The organism is Kitasatospora cineracea (assembly GCF_003751605.1).
Classification (GTDB): Bacteria; Actinomycetota; Actinomycetes; order Streptomycetales; family Streptomycetaceae; genus Kitasatospora; species Kitasatospora cineracea.
Genome location: NZ_RJVJ01000001.1, coordinates 5,501,354 through 5,517,655, shown reverse-complemented (window position 1 = coordinate 5,517,655; position 16,302 = coordinate 5,501,354). Strand labels below are relative to the sequence as shown.

The 16,302-nt window shown below is 74.9% G+C and carries 18 protein-coding genes; 9 read left to right on the top strand and 9 right to left on the bottom strand.

Annotated elements, in window-relative coordinates:
* Nucleotides 1–153 precede the first annotated feature (153 nt).
* The 3 genes from EDD39_RS24760 to EDD39_RS24750 all read left to right on the top strand — a co-directional run bounded on the left by EDD39_RS24760 (nt 154) and on the right by EDD39_RS24750 (nt 3,308).
* Nucleotides 154–1,005: an aggregation-promoting factor C-terminal-like domain-containing protein gene (locus tag EDD39_RS24760; RefSeq protein WP_123559446.1), complete on the top strand. Its 852-nt coding sequence runs from the start codon at nt 154–156 to the stop codon at nt 1,003–1,005.
* Nucleotides 1,006–1,271: 266 nt separating this feature from the next.
* Entirely contained in the window at nt 1,272–2,267 is a 996-nt protein-coding gene (locus EDD39_RS24755) for a glycosyltransferase family 2 protein (protein ID WP_051818125.1), read from the top strand.
* A gap of 240 nt (nt 2,268–2,507) precedes the next feature.
* A complete protein-coding gene (locus EDD39_RS24750) occupies nt 2,508–3,308 on the top strand; it encodes a hypothetical protein (RefSeq protein WP_148089514.1) in 801 nt (266 codons plus the stop codon).
* 85 nt (nt 3,309–3,393) lie between these two features.
* Here the strand turns inward: EDD39_RS24750 and EDD39_RS24745 are convergent, their stop codons facing one another.
* Both EDD39_RS24745 and cynR read right to left on the bottom strand, forming a co-directional pair.
* A complete protein-coding gene (locus tag EDD39_RS24745) occupies nt 3,394–3,924 on the bottom strand; it encodes a GNAT family N-acetyltransferase (protein WP_123559442.1) in 531 nt (176 codons plus the stop codon).
* Nucleotides 3,925–4,010: 86 nt separating this feature from the next.
* A complete protein-coding gene (cynR, locus tag EDD39_RS24740; protein ID WP_123559440.1) occupies nt 4,011–4,928 on the bottom strand; it encodes a transcriptional regulator CynR in 918 nt (305 codons plus the stop codon).
* Between the two features lie 124 nt (nt 4,929–5,052).
* Here cynR and EDD39_RS24735 point away from each other — a divergent pair, with 124 nt between their 5' ends.
* The 4 genes from EDD39_RS24735 to EDD39_RS24720 all read left to right on the top strand — a co-directional run bounded on the left by EDD39_RS24735 (nt 5,053) and on the right by EDD39_RS24720 (nt 9,859).
* Entirely contained in the window at nt 5,053–5,646 is a 594-nt protein-coding gene (locus tag EDD39_RS24735; RefSeq protein WP_123560842.1) for a carbonic anhydrase, read from the top strand.
* A gap of 137 nt (nt 5,647–5,783) precedes the next feature.
* Nucleotides 5,784–6,254, top strand: a complete 471-nt coding sequence (gene cynS, locus EDD39_RS24730) for a cyanase (protein ID WP_123559438.1) — start codon at nt 5,784–5,786, stop codon at nt 6,252–6,254.
* 156 nt (nt 6,255–6,410) lie between these two features.
* Nucleotides 6,411–6,911, top strand: a complete 501-nt coding sequence (locus EDD39_RS24725) for a nucleoside deaminase (protein ID WP_123559436.1) — start codon at nt 6,411–6,413, stop codon at nt 6,909–6,911.
* A gap of 59 nt (nt 6,912–6,970) precedes the next feature.
* Nucleotides 6,971–9,859 (top strand): FAD-binding and (Fe-S)-binding domain-containing protein, encoded by a 2,889-nt coding sequence (locus tag EDD39_RS24720; RefSeq protein ID WP_123559434.1) that lies wholly within the window; start codon nt 6,971–6,973, stop codon nt 9,857–9,859.
* Here EDD39_RS24720 and EDD39_RS24715 read toward each other — a convergent pair.
* Complete coding sequence (locus EDD39_RS24715; RefSeq protein ID WP_123559432.1) at nt 9,844–10,842, bottom strand: Gfo/Idh/MocA family protein; 999 nt, start codon at nt 10,840–10,842, stop codon at nt 9,844–9,846. The genes EDD39_RS24720 and EDD39_RS24715 overlap by 16 nt on opposite strands.
* 139 nt (nt 10,843–10,981) lie before the next feature.
* Nucleotides 10,982–12,088, bottom strand: coding sequence for a PP2C family protein-serine/threonine phosphatase (locus EDD39_RS24710; protein ID WP_341869318.1), 1,107 nt, complete (start codon nt 12,086–12,088; stop codon nt 10,982–10,984).
* A 9-nt stretch (nt 12,089–12,097) separates the two neighbouring features.
* Between EDD39_RS24710 and EDD39_RS39770 the strand changes: the two genes are divergently transcribed.
* Nucleotides 12,098–12,256 carry a hypothetical protein gene (locus tag EDD39_RS39770; RefSeq protein ID WP_162870122.1) on the top strand — a complete coding sequence of 53 codons (159 nt, stop codon included), beginning with the start codon at nt 12,098–12,100 and terminating at the stop codon, nt 12,254–12,256.
* A 135-nt stretch (nt 12,257–12,391) separates the two neighbouring features.
* Nucleotides 12,392–13,303: an SGNH/GDSL hydrolase family protein gene (locus EDD39_RS24700; protein ID WP_162870121.1), complete on the top strand. Its 912-nt coding sequence runs from the start codon at nt 12,392–12,394 to the stop codon at nt 13,301–13,303.
* Between the two features lie 7 nt (nt 13,304–13,310).
* Here the strand turns inward: EDD39_RS24700 and EDD39_RS24695 are convergent, their stop codons facing one another.
* From EDD39_RS24695 to EDD39_RS24675, 5 genes are all read right to left on the bottom strand, one after another.
* Nucleotides 13,311–14,168: a class I SAM-dependent methyltransferase gene (locus tag EDD39_RS24695; protein ID WP_123559424.1), complete on the bottom strand. Its 858-nt coding sequence runs from the start codon at nt 14,166–14,168 to the stop codon at nt 13,311–13,313.
* A 31-nt stretch (nt 14,169–14,199) separates the two neighbouring features.
* Nucleotides 14,200–14,544: a VOC family protein gene (locus tag EDD39_RS24690; protein WP_123559422.1), complete on the bottom strand. Its 345-nt coding sequence runs from the start codon at nt 14,542–14,544 to the stop codon at nt 14,200–14,202.
* A gap of 1 nt (nt 14,545) precedes the next feature.
* On the bottom strand, nt 14,546–14,734 hold the full coding sequence (locus EDD39_RS24685) for a ribbon-helix-helix protein, CopG family (protein ID WP_123559420.1): 189 nt from the start codon (nt 14,732–14,734) through the stop codon (nt 14,546–14,548).
* Between the two features lie 82 nt (nt 14,735–14,816).
* The gene (locus EDD39_RS24680; RefSeq protein WP_123559418.1) at nt 14,817–15,239 is read right to left on the bottom strand and encodes a CBS domain-containing protein; all 423 of its coding nucleotides are present in this window, start codon (nt 15,237–15,239) and stop codon (nt 14,817–14,819) included.
* Between the two features lie 109 nt (nt 15,240–15,348).
* Entirely contained in the window at nt 15,349–16,284 is a 936-nt protein-coding gene (locus tag EDD39_RS24675; protein ID WP_123559416.1) for a slipin family protein, read from the bottom strand.
* Nucleotides 16,285–16,302: the final 18 nt, after the last annotated feature.

The window sequence follows — 16,302 nt, the reverse complement described above, 5'->3', positions numbered from 1 at the left end:
CGGCCGGTTCGACCGCCGGACTCCCTGCCACCGCGTGCGCCGGGTGTGCCCCGGCCGGGTCCTCCGGCCGGCAGGCCCGTGGCGCGTTCCGCGTCCCGGTCGGCGGCCGCTGTGTCCGTCCCGGCCGTCCGGCCCGTGCGAGGAGAGGTCGCCGTGCACCATCGCAGGACCCTGACTTTTTCGGAGAAGCTCCGACGCCACCGGAACGCCCTGGTCACGGGCGTCGCCACGCTCGCGGTCGCGGGCACGGCGACCCTCGCGCTGGCCATGCCGCAGAACGCGGGCTCGGCCGACGCCGCCGCCGCCGGGAACCCGGTGCTGGCGGGCAGCCCGCAGCTCTCCTCGGACGTCTTCGGGCCGTCGCCCTCCGCTTCCGCCTCCACCTCCGCCTCCGATTCCGCGTCCGCACAGGCCGCGGCGGAGGCGAGCGCTTCGGCCGAGGCGGCGGCCGCCGCGTCCGCCTCTGCTTCCGCGCAGGCCGCGGCGGAGGCGTCGGCGTCGGCGTCCGCCCAGGCGGAGGCCGAGGCCAGTGCGAGCGCGGCGGCGTCCGCGTCGGCCGAGGTCGCCGCGAAGGCGAAGGCGTCGGCGGAGGCGAAGGCCCGGGCGTCCGCCTCGGCGTCGGCGGCCTCCCGGGCGCAGCAGCGCCCGTCGCTGTCCGCGAGCCCGTCGCCGTCGGCCGGCGGGTCCGGCTCCGGTTCCGGCTCCTCGTCGGCGTACAGCGGGACGCCGCAGCAGATCGCGGCGCAGATCGTGCCGGCGGGCCAGTTGCAGTGCTTCTCGAACATCGTGGAGCGGGAGAGCAGTTGGAGCGTGCACGCGACCAACTCCTCCTCGGGCGCGTACGGGCTGATGCAGGCGCTGCCGGGTTCGAAGATGGCGTCGGCGGGCGCGGACTGGCGGGACAACCCGGTGACCCAGATCAAGTGGGGCCTGGCGTACATGAACGAGACGTACGGCAGCCCGTGCGCGGCGTGGTCGTTCTGGCAGGCGCACAACTGGTACTGACCGTGGCGGGTCGGCACTGACGGTGTTCGGCCGGGCTGCTGCGGGGGCGTTCCCGCACCGCCTCTCCGCAGCTCGGCCACGGAGCGTACATCTGACGATACGTCAGCAAGTCGCGGCGTTCCGTCCTCTATCCGGACATTTCAGCGCACAGTCATGTCCGTTCGGTGAAGATTCCGCGAACGTCCCGCGACCGCTGTCCGGTATCACCGCTTTGGGGCGGCTTCCGACCTTTGCCTGAGGCTGTCCCCGCCCCTAGCCTCCCGGCCATGGCCCCACCACTGATCACCGTCGTGCTGCCCGCTTACGACGAGCAAGGACAACTGAAGGAATGCCTCGACTCGCTGCTCGGACAGTCCTTTCCCGAGTTCGAGGTCATCGTGGTGCAGACCCCGTCCGAGCACTGCCCGGAACGGCTGGTCGAGGCGTACGAACTGCGTGACGCCCGGGTGCGGGTGCTGCGGCTGGACGCCGAGACCGGGATCGGGCGGGCCCGGATGGCCGGGGCGGCGCACGCCCGCGGCGAGTACCTGCTGTTCCTGGACGCCGACCACCTGCTGCCGGAGGACGCGTTCGAGGCGATGGAGGCCCGGCTGGCCGAGACCGGCGAGGTCGACGTGCTGCTGTTCGGCCACAACCGGGAGTACCGGGGCAAGCTCTGGCCGGGCAACGCGGCCGAGCTGCTGGCCGCCGCCGGGCCGGCGGTGTTCTCCCCCGCCGAGCGCCCGGAGCTGTTCGGCGCCCCGCCGCTGGCCTGGGACCGGCTGATGCGCAGCGGGACCATCCCGGCCTTCCCGGACGGCTTCTACGAGGAGGTCTCGGCGGTGCACCGCTCACTGCTGGGCGCCACCCGGGTCGCGGTGCTGGACCGCGAGTGCGTGACCATCCGCCGCCGCCACACCCTGCACCCGGCGGGCAGCGAGGGCGCCACCCACTTCGACGTCTTCGACCGCTACGAGAGCACCTTCGAACTGCTGGACGCCCAGCCCGCCGAGGCCGAGCCGGTCACCGCCGCCGTGCGCCCGCACCTGTTCACCAGGATGATCCGGCACTACCTGTTCGTCTTCGACCTGCCGGGGTGCCTGACCCGGGCCGAGCGCCCGCAGTTCTTCCAGCGCGCCGCCGAGCACTACAAGCGCTTCCTCCCCAGCGGGTACCGGCGCCCGGAGGGCCGCGAGGGCATCAAGTTCTCGCTGCTGGCCTCGAATTCGTACGCCACCTTCGAGGTCGCCAAGTTCTCCCGGCTGGCGGGCGGCCGCCGTTGAGCCCGGGCTGAGCCAGGGCTGAGTCCGGACCGAGCCGCCGCCGCGCCGCCGCCGGGCGCGGCGCCGTTGCCGCGCGGGGAGGGTCGGTGAACGACACGGCAGGTGCGGGCTGCTGACGCCCCGTCGGCCCGGTCCGGAGGGTAGAGTCCGTCCCCGCGGACGGTTGGCGTCCGCCCCTGCGCCCAGCTCACCGCGCCCAGTTCCGTGCAGGCACCACCGGACCGGAAGGCGAACTCCCCGATGTCCTCCCCCGCTTCCCCGTCAGCGGCCCCGATGCCGGACCCGGCCTCGGACCCGTCGGTCACCGGCCCGTCCGAGACGGCCGGCGAGCCCACCCCGGGACCGTCCGGCCCCCTGCTGCCCCAGCAGCAGCTGTCCGGCTGGACGCTCCTGCTGCTGGGGGCGCTGCTGCTGGCCGAGGCGTTCGTCTGCATGGCCGTGCTGATCAGCGTCTGGACGCCGCTGACCACGCTGACCGCCGAGCACGCCCCGACCGGCGACCCGATGCCGTGGACGGTGCTCGGCCTCGGCCCCTGGCACCTGACCTCCAACACCGCGATGCTGCTGGCCGTGCTCGCCGCCAGCGGCCTCGGCAGCTTCGTGCACGCCGCCACCTCCTTCGCCACCTACGCGGGCAACCGGCAATTGCTGCCCAGCTGGCTGCCCTGGTACCTGCTGCGCACCGCGATCGGCGGCGCGCTCGCGCTGCTGGTCTACTTCCTGCTGCGCGGCGGCCTGTTCGCCAACGGCACCGACGGCACCGCCACCAACCCGTACGGCTTCGCCGGGATCGCCGGGCTGTGCGGGCTGTTCTCCAAGCAGGCCACCGACAAGCTCCGCGAGGTCTTCGACACCGTCCTGACCACCAAGGACGGCGCGGGCGACGACGAACGCGACGACAAGATCCAGGCAGCCGCCCCCACCGCCCCCGCCCCGGGCGGCCCGGCCGCCGCCCCCGCGCCGGCGGCGCTCCCCCAACCGGCCGACCCCGCCCTGCCGGTGATCCCGCAGCAGCACACCACCTCCCCCGAGCATCCCTGACGCACCGTCAACTTCTTTGTTGCCGATGGCTTGTGGCGCTGTTTCCCCAACAGCGGCCGTCGGCGACGGAGTTGGCGGGCAGCGGCTACTCGGTGTCGAGGACGCGCTCCCACAGCAGGCTGTCCTGCCAGACCCCGTCCAGCAGGATCGCGGAGTGCGCGACGCCGTACGGGGTGAAGCCGTTGCGGCGCAGGACGTGCTGCGAGGGGAGGTTGTCCAGGTTGGTGGACGCCTCGGCGCGGTGCAGGGCCAGTTCGTCCGCCATCAGCCGGAGGGCGAGGGCGACGGCGCGGCCGGCGTGGCCCCGGCGCTGGGCGGTGGTGGCGATCCAGTAGCCGAGCGCGGCGCGGCGCAGGTGCGGCTGCGGGAGGATGCCGCTGACGGTGACCTGGCCGACCACCTCCCCGTCCGCGAGCACCGCGCCCGGCCAGCAGGTGCCGGCCCGGTGTCCGGCCAGCAGGCGGTCGATCCGTTCGGCCTGGCCCGCCCCGGTGCGGAGGCCGGCCGGCTGCTCGGGCTCCCAGCGCCGGAACGCCTCGGCGTCCCGGGCCCGGTGCGCGGCGATCGGTGCGGCGTCGGCGGGTTCGATCAGGCGGATGCGGGTGCGGGCGGGCACGGCTGCTCCTCGTCGTGACGCGGGCTCGGGACGGAAGCGCAGCCTACGCGGGCGGGCCGGGCCGGGCCGGAGCGGGGGTGGCGGGGTCAGGCCGGGTCGGGTGCCGGTGCGTAGGCGCGGGTGCGGACCAGGTCGTGGGTGAGGTCGGCGAAGGCGCGGGCGGCGGCACTGCGGTAGGCGTCGGCGCGGCGCAGCAGGGCGACGGTGCGGGTGGGGAGGGCGGGGTCGAGCGGGACGGGGAAGAGCCGGGGGTGGTCGTGCGTGACGGCGTCGGGCAGGACGGTGGCGAGCGGGGTGCGCTGGACCACCTCGGTGAGGGCCTGGACGGAGTTGGCCTCGACGGCGATGCGCGGGCTGACGCCGTGCCGCCCGAAGTAGTCGTCGATGTGGCTGCGGGTGGCGAAGTCGCCACTGAGCAGGGCGAGTTGACGGCTCGCGAGCTGCTGCACCGGTAGCGGTCCCGGGGGTTCGGCCGGGGGGTGGTCCGCGCCGGTGACCAGGGTGAGCGTCTCGGTGAACAGGGCGGTGGCGGCGATGCCGGGCAGGTGCGGGCCCCGGAAGGCGATGCCGAGGTCGAACTCGTCGGCCAGCAGGCCGGTTTCGATCCGGTCCTGGCTGGTCTCCCGCACGGTGAGGCTGATGCCGGGGTGGCGGGCGTGGAGTTCGGCGGTGAGCGGGCCGACCAGGTAGGCGGTGAAGGTGGGGGTGACCGCCAGCCGCAGGTGGCCGCGGGAGAGGTCCTGCACGTCGTGGACGGCGCGTTCGGCGGCGGCCAGGTCGCGCAGCGCGCTGCGGGCGTGCCGGGCGTACGCCCGGCCGGCGTCGGTGAGCCGCACGGTGCGGCCGGTGCGGTCCAGCAGTTGCGCGCCCAGTGCCCGTTCGAGCTGCTTGACCTGCTGGGACAGCGTGGGCTGGGAGATCCGCAGCTCTTCGGCGGCGCGGGTGAAGCTGCCGTGCTCGGCCACGGCGAGCAGGTAGCGCAGGTGGCGCAGTTCCAGGGCCATGCGGACGACTATAGCTGTCATCTATGGGATTGATGGCCAGTGCGTCTTGGACGCTATAGCCGCAGGTCCTGCACAGTGGAATCCGTCGGGCCGCACCGGCCGGGCCCCAGGAAAGGGAGTGACCATGCACAGCCTCGCCACCGGCGTCGCACGATTCCAACGGGACGTCTTCCCGGCCAAGCAGGAGCTCTTCGCCCGGCTGGCCGCCCAGCACAGCCCGCACACCCTGTTCATCGGCTGCTCGGACGCCCGGGTCGTCCCCGAGCTGATCACCGGCTGCGAGCCGGGCGAGCTGTTCGTCGTCCGCACCGCCGGGAACCTGGTGCCCGCCTACACCCCCGGCGCCGACGGCGTCACGGCGAGCATCGAGTACGCCGTCGCCCAGCTCGGCGTGACGGACGTCGTCGTCTGCGGGCACTCCGCGTGCGGCGCGATGACCGCCCTCGCCCACGGCCACGACCTGAGCGGGGCCCCGGCGGTCGCCGACTGGCTGCGCCTGGCGGACGCCTCGGTGGCCCGGGCCGCCGCGCCCGGGGACGTGCCGGCGCTGGTGCGGCACAACGTGCTGGCCCAGCTGGCGAACCTGGCGACCCACCCGTCGGTGGCCCGCGCCCTGGCCGGGCGGAAGGTCGCCCTGCGCGGCTGGGTCTTCGACATCGGCACCGGCCGGGTCGAGGAGCTCGCCGCGACCGGCCCCGCCGCCCCGCTCGCCGCCTGACCCCTCCCGGCGCAGAACCGCCTCCCCGATCCGTCCCGACCCGGGACACCCCGTCCGTCCCGACCCGGGACGCCCCCCGATCCCGCCGCCGCGCGCACCGATCCGCCCGGCGGCACCCCACGGAAGGAACACCCACCATGGTGCACGCCCACTTCGACACCGCCGCCCGCCAGGCGCTCGCCGCCGCCGCGGTCGAGGCCAAGGTCCGCAAGGACCTCACCTGGCAGCAGATCGCCGACGTCTCCGGCCTGTCGGTCGCCTTCACCACCGCCGCCGTCCTCGGCCAGCACCCGCTGCCCGAGGAGGCCGCCGAGGCGGTCGCCGAGCTGCTGGGCCTGGACGCGGACGCGGCGCTGCTGCTGCAGACCGTCCCGGTGCGCGGCTCCATCCCCGGCGGCATCCCCACCGACCCGACCATCTACCGCTTCTACGAGATGCTCCAGGTCTACGGCACCACCCTGAAGGCCCTGGTGCACGAGCAGTTCGGCGACGGCATCATCTCCGCGATCAACTTCAAGCTCGACGTGCAGAAGGTCGCCGACCCCGAGGGCGGCGAGCGCGCCGTCATCACCCTGGACGGCAAGTACCTGCCGACCAAGCCGTTCTGACCGGACCTGTCCGACCGGACCTGTCTGACCGGCCCCGTCCGACCGGCCCTGCGGCGGGGCGGGCCACCTCCCGGCCCGCCCCGCCGCCGCCTTCCCCGTCCTCCCCCCTTCTGTCCCACCCCGCACCCTGTCCGACCCCTCACCGAGGAGGAAGCCGTGGACTTCGTCCAGCGCACCATCGATCTCGCCCGCCGGAACGTCGCCGAGGGCGGCCGCCCGTTCGCCACCGTCATCGTCAAGGACGGCCGGGTCCTCGCCGAGAGCCCGAACCTGGTCGCCCAGACCGACGACCCCACCGCGCACGCGGAGATCCTCGCCATCCGCGCGGCCTGCACCGCGCTCGGCACCGAGCACCTGACCGGCGCCACCGTCTACGTGCTGGCCCACCCCTGCCCGATGTGCCTGGGGTCGCTGTACTACTGCTCGCCCGACGAGGTGGTCTTCCTCACCACCCGCGACGCCTACGAGCCGCACTACGTGGACGACCGCAAGTACTTCGAACTCGGCACCTTCTACCAGGAGTTCGCCAAGGACTGGACCGAACGCCGGCTGCCGATGCGCCACGAGCCGAGCGAGGAAGCCGTCGGGGTCTACCGCCTCTGGCAGCAGCGCAACGGCGGCGAACGCCGGGTCGCCGGCGCCCCGACCGGCGGCTGAGGACCCGCTGGAGCCGGTCGCGCCGGGCCGGAGCCGGCCCCGCCTGGGATGATCGGGGCATGGCTTCCGATCTCGCCCGCGCCCTCGCCGCCGCCGTCCGCGGGGAGGTCCGTTTCGACACCGCCGAGCGCGCCGTGTACGGGCAGGACGCGTCGAACTACCGGCAGGTGCCGCGCGGGGTGGTGAAGCCCGTGGACGGGGCGGACGTGCGGGCGGCGCTGCGGGTGTGCCGGGAGCGCGGGGTGCCGGTGGTGGCGCGCGGGTCGGGGACGAGCATCGGTGGGCAGGCGATCGGCCCGGGCGCGGTGGTGCTGGACTTCCGGCGGCACTTCGGACGGGTGCTGGAGGTCGATCCGGAGCGGCGCACCGCCCGGGTCGAGCCGGGCGCCGTGCTGGACGAACTCCAGCGCGCGGCGCGGCCGTTCGGGCTGCGGTTCGGTCCGGACCCGTCCACCCACAGCCGGTGCACGATCGGCGGGATGATCGGCAACGACGCCTGCGGTTCGCACTCACTGGCCTGGGGCCGGACCTCCGACAACCTGCACGGCCTGGACCTGCTGCTGGCCGACGGCACCGAACTGTCCGTCACCGGCCCGCTGTCGCCCGCCGAGCGGGCCGCGCTGACCGCCGTCCCGGGCCGGGCCGGCCGGCTGCACCGGGAGTTGCAGGCGCTGGCCGCCGACAACCTGGCGCTGCTGCGCCGGGCGATGCCGGTGCTGCCCCGGCGCGGCTCGGGCTACCCGCTGGACGCGCTGCTGCCCGAGCGCGGCTACGACCTGGTGCGGGCGGTGACCGGCACCGAGGGGACGTGCGCGCTGCTGCTGGAGGCGACGGTGCGGCTGGTGCCGGAGCCGGCCGCCCGGGCGCTGGTGGTGGCCGGGTACCCGGACGAGACGGCGGCGGCCGACGCGGTGCCCGCGCTGCTCCCGCTGGAGCCGCTGACCTGCGAGGGGATGGCGGCGGACCTGGTGGCGGCGCTGCTGGCGTCCGGGCCGCGCCCGCCGGTGCTGGACCGGCTGCCGGACGGCGCGTGCTGGCTGTTCCTGGAGACCGGCGGCGCGACGGCGGCCGAAGCGGCCGCCCGGGCCCGGGAGTTGGCGGACGCGGTGCGGCGGGAGCGGGCCGCGGCGGTCGCGCTGGTGACCGACCCGGGCGAGCAGCGGGCGCTGTGGGCGATCCGGGAGGCGGGCGCGGGGATCGTCACCCGGCTGCCGCCGGGCCCGGACGGGCGGCCGGGCGGCGCGGCCTGGCCCGGCTGGGAGGACTCCGCCGTCCCGGTCGAGCAACTCGGCTCCTACCTGCGGCAGTTGCGGACGCTGCTGAAGCGGCACGGGCTGCGCGGCGTGCCGTACGGGCACTTCGGCGAGGGCTGCGTGCACCTGCGGCTGGACTTCCCGCTGCGCGAACGGCCGGAGGTGTTCCGGGAGTTCATGACGGAGGCGGCGGACCTGGTGGTGGCGCACGGCGGTTCGCTGTCGGGCGAGCACGGTGACGGGCAGGCCCGGGCCGAGCTGCTGCCCCGGATGTTCCCGCCGCAGGTGATCGACCTGTTCGCCCGGTTCAAGCGGATCTGGGACCCGGAGGGCCTGCTGAACCCGGGCCTGCTGGTCGACCCGCGCCCGCTGGACGCCGATCTGCGCTTCCCCGGGCGGGAGTTGCCGCTCGCGCTGGCCTACCCGGAGGACGGCGACAGCCTGCTGTCGGCGGTGCACCGCTGCGTGGGCGTCGGCAAGTGCGTGGACACCTCGACCGGGGTGATGTGCCCGAGCTACATGGTGACCGGCGAGGAGCGGCACTCGACCCGGGGGCGGGCCCGGCTGCTGGGCGAGATGCTGCGCGGCGAGCTGGTCACTGACGGCTGGCGCTCGCCCGAGGTGCGCGAGGCGCTGGACCTGTGCCTGGGCTGCAAGGGCTGCGCGAGCGACTGCCCGGTGCACGTGGACATGGCCGGCTACCGGTCCGAGTTCCTGTACCACCACTACCGGTTCCGGCCGCGCCCGGCCGCGCACCTGTCGTTCGGCTGGCTGCCGCTGTGGCTCCGACTGGCCCACCTGGCGCCGCGCGCCGCGAACGCCGTGCTGCGGGGCCGGTTCAGCGCGCCGGTGCTGAAGCGGCTCGGCGGAATCGACCCGCGGCGCGAGCTGCCCGCGCTGCCGGAGCGCCGGTTCAGCGCCTGGTTCCGGGCCCACCGGGCCGCGCACCCGGCGGACCCGGGCGCCCCGGCGGTGCTGCTGTGGCCCGACTCGATGTCCGAGCTGCTCGACCCGGCCCCGGCCCGGGCCGCCGTCCTGGTGCTGGAGCGGCTCGGCTTCCGGGTGGTGCTGCCGCCCGGCCCGGTGTGCTGCGGGCTGACCCTGATCGCCAGCGGCCAACTCGGCCTGGCCCGCCGGGTGGTGGCCCGCTCGGTCCGCAACCTGGGCGAACTGCCGCCCGGCCTCCCGGTGGTGGGCCTGGAGCCGTCCTGCACGGCCACCGTCCGGGCGGACTGGGCACGGCTGCTGCCCGGCGAGAGGCCCGGACTGCCGTCCCGGATCCGCACCCTGGCCGAGTTCCTGGACGAGCGGGAGGTCGAGCTGCCGGAGCTGACCGGTCCGGCGATGACCCAGGTGCACTGCCACCAGCACGCCGTCCTGGGCACCGGCGCGGACCGGCGGATCACCGACCGACTGGGCCTGACGAACCGTCAACTGGACGCCGGGTGCTGCGGGTTGGCTGGCGCGTTCGGTTTCGAGCGCGGCCACTGGGAGGTGTCGGTGGCCGCCGCCGAACGCGCCCTGCTGCCCGCCGTGCGGGCCGCCGGGCCGCAGACGCTGCTGCTCGCCGACGGCCTCAGCTGCCGCACCCAGCTCACCCAACTGGAGCCCGCCGCCCGGCCGTTGCACCTGGCCGAGGTACTGCTGCGGGCCTTCGAGCAGGCCGGGCCGGGCGGGGGTCACTCGCCCGGGTAGCGGACCCCGATCCGTTCCCGGACGGCGTCCAGGGTGCGCATCACGGACAGCGTGGAGTCCAGCGGGACCAGCGGCGACTCGGTCTCGCCCGCCCGCAGGCAGCGCATCACCTCGGCGGCCTCCAGCCCGTAGCCGTGGCCGGTCTTCGCCGGGCCGGTGAAGACCTCGGGGTCGGCGCCGTCCCGGTACAGGGTGAACCCGGCCGGGTGGAAGAAGTCCCGGTCGACCTCGATCCGGCCCGTACTGCCCTGCACGGCGGCGCGCTGGCCGCACTGCACGTCGAGCGAGCAGGACAGCAGCGCGGTGGCGCCGCCGGCGTGGCCGAGCAGGATGCCGGTGTTGGCGTCCACCCCGCCCGCGGTCAGCCGGGCCCACGCCTGCACCGACTCCGGTGCGCCGAGCAGCAGCTGGGCGAACGCGACGGGGTACACCCCGAGGTCGAGCAGCGCGCCGCCGCCGGCCGCCGGGTCCCACAGCCGGTGGGCCGGGTCCTCCGCCGCGACGAACCCGAACTCGGCCTGCACGGAGCGCACTTCACCGATCGCACCGTCCGCGACCAGCTCGGCGATCCGCCGCACCGTCGGGTCCAGGTAGGTCCACATGGCCTCCATCAGGAAGACCTCGCGCTTGCGGGCCAGCGCGATCAGCTCGGCGGACTGCCCGGCGTTGAGCGTGAACGGCTTCTCGCACAGCACCGCCTTCCCCGCCTCCAGCAGCAGCGCGGTGGCGCTGTGGTGCGCGGCGTGCGGGGTGGCCACGTAGACCACGTCGACCTCGGGGTCGGCGGCCAGCTCCTGCCAACTGCCGTACGCGTGCGCGATGCCGTGCCGGTCGGCGAAGGCCCGGGCGGACTCCTCCCGCCGCGAGGCGACCGCGAACACCTCCGCCCCGGGGACGGCGGCCAGGTCCTCCACGAAGGAGGTGGCGATCCCGCCGGTGGCGAGCACACCCCAGCGGATCGGACGGTCGGTGATCGGCTGCACGGCGTGCTCCTCGGGTTCCGGCGGCGGCAAGGATCCGGCTCACCCTATCCGCCCTCCGGTGACGCTCCCGGCCGGGGCCGGGGCTCGGACCGGGGCCGGGGGCGAGACCGGGGCCGGGGGCGAGACCGGGGCCGGCGGGTCAGTCCGTGCGGGAGACCGCGATCAGCGCGGCGTCGTCCCGCAGCCGGCCGCCGACGTGGGCGAGCAGGTCGCGGCGGAGGGCGTCGAGCAGCGCGTGCGGGGTGTCGGTGGGGAAGCCGGCGGCGCGCGCGGGCAGCGGGTAGAAGGTTCCGGCGGTGTCGCGGGCCTCGGTGGCGCCGTCGGTGTAGAGCAGCAGGGTGCTGCCGGGCGGGAACGGGAACTCCTCGGTGCGGCGCTCGACCGGGCCCAGGGCGCTGGTGCCCAGCGGCGGCGCGGTGCGGCGCAGCGGCAGCGGGCGGGCGCCGCCGGGGGTGAGCAGCAGCGGCGGGGGGTGTCCGCAGTCGGCGATCCGGGCGGTGGGGCTCCGGTCGGGGAGGTCGAGGACCAGGGCGGTGGTGAAGTTCTCCTGGACGTCCTGGCCGTTCTCGGCGAGTTCGGCGAGGTGGCGGACGTAGCTGGCCTCCAGGGCGTCGGCGAGCGCGGCGGGGTCCTCGTACCGGTGGGCGAGGACCCGGAACGCGCCGATCAGGGCGGCGGCGTCGCCCACCGCGTCGAGGCCCTTGCCGCGGACGTCGCCGATCAGCAGGCGGGTGGCGTGCGGGGTGCGGACGGCGGCGTACAGGTCGCCGCCGACGGCGGCCTCGTCGTCGGCGGCGAGGTAGCGGGTGGCGATCCGCAGCGGGCCGGCCCGGTCGGGCAGCGGGCGCATCAGGACGCGCTGGACGGCGGCGGAGACGGTGCGGACCCGGTCGAGTTCGTGGCCGTGGCGTTCGCGGATCCGGGTGTAGGCGACCACGACGGCGCTGACCACGGCGAGCGCGGCCAGCTGGGCCTGGTGGTTGGGGGTGAGCAGGCCGCCGTGCAGGGCGGCGATGACGGCCTGGGCGACCAGGGCGAGCAGACCGATCAGGGTGGTCAGCCGGGTGCCCGCGAAGGAGGGGGTGATGGCGGGGGCGACCACCAGCAGCGGGCCGAGGTGGATGTTCGGGGAGATCGAGCTGTCGATGGCGGAGATCAGCACGATCAGGCCGAGCGGCAGCAGCACCATCAGGTGTCCGGCGCGCCACTCGCCCCGCAGTCCGGTCAGTCTCCGCCGCACTCCCACGCCACCACCATGCACCGCGCGCCCGCCCGCCACGACCGGTGCACCCTGCGCGCACGGGCTACGGCGCTGCGTGACCGGGTCGCCTTCGCCGACGTCGCGCTGACCGTCCCGGGCGCCCCGGCCGAGCCGGTGGCCCACGCCACGGCCGGGTACGCCTTCCCCGGCTGAACCTGCCGAACCGGTTGGACCTGCCCCCGGACGGGGCCGGGCGGTCGTCGGAGCGGAACCCCTATCCAGCGGCGGTACCGGGCAGTAGCCTCCCCTGGTCGATCCGATCGTGATCCCTCGCCGCCTGGAGGTTCCGTGCGCCCGATCGCGCGCCGCCGCACGCTCGTTGCCGCTGCTCTCACCGCTCTGACGCTCGCCGCGGCGGGCACCGTCCCCGCCGCGGCGGCGCAGGGCGACCACGGCGGTCGGGGCGGTCCGCACCGCACCGCGTACTACCTGGCGCTGGGCGACTCGCTGGCGGCGGGCTACCAGTCGACGCCGGACGGCGGGCACGTGGTGGGCCGGGGTTACGCGCAGGACCTGGCGCGGACGCTGGGGGCGCGGGCCGGGCGGGACCGCCGGCCGTTCGAGTTCACCGACCTGGGCTGCCCGGGCGAGACCACCGGCACCATGGCGGGCGGCGGCTGCCCGTACCCGCACTCCTTCACCGGCTCCCAACTGGAGGCGGCCGTCGCCTACTTGAAGGCGCACCGGAAGGACGAGGTGCTGGTGACGGTCGACATCGGCGCCAACGACGTGCAGCGCTGCGCCGCGGGCGGCTCGCTGGACCTGCCGTGCGCGCTGAACGGCATCGAGCAGGTCCGCACCGGGCTGGACCGGATCCTGGGCGAGCTGCGGGCGGCGGCGGGCCCGCGCACCCGGATCGTCGGGATGGACCTGTACGACCCGTTCCTGGCCGCCTGGGTCACCGGCGACCAGGGCAAGGCCCTGGCCACCGCGTCGGTGCAGTTGAGCGAGTCGCTGAACGGCGTGATCGCCTCCGTGGACGCCCGCCACCGCGTCCCGACGGCCCGGGTGGCGGCCGCGTTCGACACCGGGGCCTTCGAGCCGACGGTGCCGCTGAACGGCCAACGGGTGCCGCTGAACGTGGCCCGGATCCTGCAGTGGACCAACATGGCGCGCGGCGACATCCACGCCAACGACACCGGCTACCGGGTGATCGCGGACGCCTTCCTCGCCGAACTGCCGAAGCAGTACCTGAACTGACGGTCCATCAGGTCGAGGCGATCAGGAAGTCCTCGCCGCTGGAGGGGCGCAGGCCGTCCGGGCGGCCGGTGAACCAGCGGTCGGCGAGGGCGCGGCCGGAGAGGTGCCGGACCTCCCGGAAGCCGCTCTCCCGGGCCAGGGCCAGCATCCGCTCGGGGGTGTAGAAGCTGCGGAACGGGGTGCCGGCCCGTTCCGCGCCCCGGCCGCTGGTGCGCAGGCCCGCCCGGTCGTCGGGGTCGAGCAGTTCGGCGGGCAGCAGGAAGGTCATCGCCAGGGTCGTCCCGGGAGCCAGGCCGGCGACCTTGCGCAGCACGTCGCGGGTGGCGTCCTCAGTGAGGTACATGCTGACGCCGGCCGAGGCGACCACCGAGCGGCGGCCGGGGTCGAACCCGGCCGCACCCAGGTGCTCCAGCCAGTCCTCGCCGCGCTCGAAGTCGACCGGCACCAGCCGGAGCCAGTCCGGCACGCCGTGGCCGAGGGCGGCCAGCCGGTGGCGCTTCCACTGCTGCGGGCCGGGCTGGTCGACCTCGAAGACCCGCAGCCCGCCCGGGGGTTGGGGGCGGCGCTGGGCGAAGCTGTCCAGTCCGGCGCCGAGCAGGACGTACTGGTCGACGCCCTGCGCGGCCCGCTCGTCGACGAGTTCCTCGATCCAGCGGGCCCGGGCCACGACGGAGGCCCGGAAGCCGGCGGTGCCCCGCGGGTCCATGTCGGGCCGCTGCCGCCACTGCTCGCCCGGGTCGGCCAGCCGGAGCCCGATCCGGTCCTCGAACACGTGCGGCGGCCGGTCGGCCTCCAGGTGCAGGGCGCGCCAGAGGGCCGTCCGCACCGCGGTGTTGTCGGGCGTCGCCGCCCCGGCGGTGCTCATCGTGGCGCCGCTCCTCTCCTCCGGTTCCGGGTCACCGCGCGGCGGGGGCCTGCAGGGTCCACTCGCGGCCGTCGGGGTCGCGGACGGTCGTCTCGCGCGTCCCGTAGTGGGTGTCCTCGAACGGGGCGAGCACCTCGACGCCGGACCCGGCCGGGAACGCGTCGGCGTCCGGGACCTTGAGCACGATCCGGGTCTGCGGCTGCTCGCTCTCCGGGACCTCCGCGATGAACAGGTACGGCCCGTCGCCGTTGCGGAGCTGCCCCGAGGCGTGGTCGGTCTCGAAGTCGAGCCGGTAGCCCAGGGACTGGAAGAACTTGGCGGCCCGACCCCAGTTGTGGGTGGTCAGGTACACGGCCTCGATGCCTTCGGTCGCCACTTCAGCTCTCCTCGCTGTGATCGTCACTGTCCGCGCCGCCTGCGTCGTTCGCGTCGTCGAGGTAGCCGCGCAGGGCTTCGGCCACCAGGGCCGACAGCGACATGCCCGTCTCGACGGCGCGGAACTTGACCTGCTTGATCAGTTCGACCGGCAGGTAGACGTTGAACTGTTTGACATCTCCGGTGCCCACGTCCAGAGGCTAGCATGCTAGCAAGCTAGGGAGAAGGCGGCCGGAGCCCCGGGGGAAGGGGCTCCGGCCGGCGGCCGCGGGCTCAGCGCGCGGTGATGGTGGTGACGAACTCGGCGAGCCGGTCCTGGGAGAGGTGGCGGGCGATGTCGGCCTCGCTGATCATGCCGACCAGCTGGTGGTCGGGGTGGTTGATCACCGGCAGGCGGCGCACCAGGTGCTCCTCCATGACCTCCAGCACGAGGTCCGCCTCCTCGTCCTCCTCGATCACCGTCGGGCGCCCGACGGCGAGTTCGACGCAGCGGACGGCGGCGGGGTCGCGGCCCTCGGCGACGCACTTGAGGACGATGTCGCGGTCGGTGAGGATGCCCAGCAGCTTCTGCTTCTCGCCGCAGATCGGCAGCGCGCCGACGCCGCGGTCGCGCATGATCCGGGCGGCTTCGGCGAGGGTCTGCTCGCCGGTGACGCACTCCGCGCCGGGGTGCATGATCTCTTTCGCGGTGGTCATGGCCGGACCTCCCGGGGTGGCTGGCGCGCGGCGTCCCCGCGCGCGCTCCGTCCGTCCTTCCATGCTCGCCCCGGGCTCGGGCGGACCGCCACCGCTGGGGGCGGGCCGGTCAGGCCGCGTGCGGCGGCGCCACCCGCAACGGCGCTGCCGGGTCGGGGTGTTCGACGGTGGGCGCGACCTGCGGGAGTTCCAGCTGCTCGACGCCCCGGTCCTCGTCCCGGCCCTCCGCGGCGCCGTCCGGGCGGATCGCCTCGGCGACCTCGGCGGCCTCGACGGCCTGCGCGGTGGCGCGCTGGGTGGAGCTCTCCAGGAAGCGCAGCAGCTCCACCGGGAACGGCAGCACCAGGGTGGAGTTCTTCTCCGCGGCGACCTCCACCACCGTCTGCAGCAGCCGCAGTTGGAGCGCGGCGGGCGTAGCGGACATCACCTTCGCGGCCTCCGAGAGCCGCGCGGACGCCTGGAACTCGCCGTCGGCGGTGATGATCCGGGCCCGCCGCTCCCGGTCGGCCTCGGCCTGCCGGGCCATCGAGCGCTTCATCGACTCGGGCAGCGCCACGTCCTTGATCTCGACCCGGTCGATCTGGATGCCCCAGCCCAACGCCGGGCTGTCCAGCATCAGTTCGAGCCCCTGGTTGATCGGCTCGCGGTTGGCCAGCAGGTCGTCCAGCTCGCTCTTGCCGATGATCGACCGCAGCGAGGTCTGCGCGACCTGTGACATGGCGAAGCCGTAGTCCTGGACGTTGATGATCGCCTTCACCGGGTCGACCACCTGGAAGTACACCACCGCGTCCACCCGGACGGTCACGTTGTCCCGGGTGATGCCCTCCTGGGCGGGGATCGGCATGGTGACGATCTGCACGTTCACCCGCCGCATCCGGTCCGCCACCGGGACGATCCGGGCCAGCCCGGGGCCGCGCACCCGGTCCAGCACCCGGCCGAACCGGAACACCACTCCGAGCTGGGTCTGCTGGACCATCCGCACGCTCAGCCCGGCGTACACCGCCAGCACCACCAGCAGCGCGATCAACGCGTCGATCACGATCATCGCCGTCACCTCGACCCG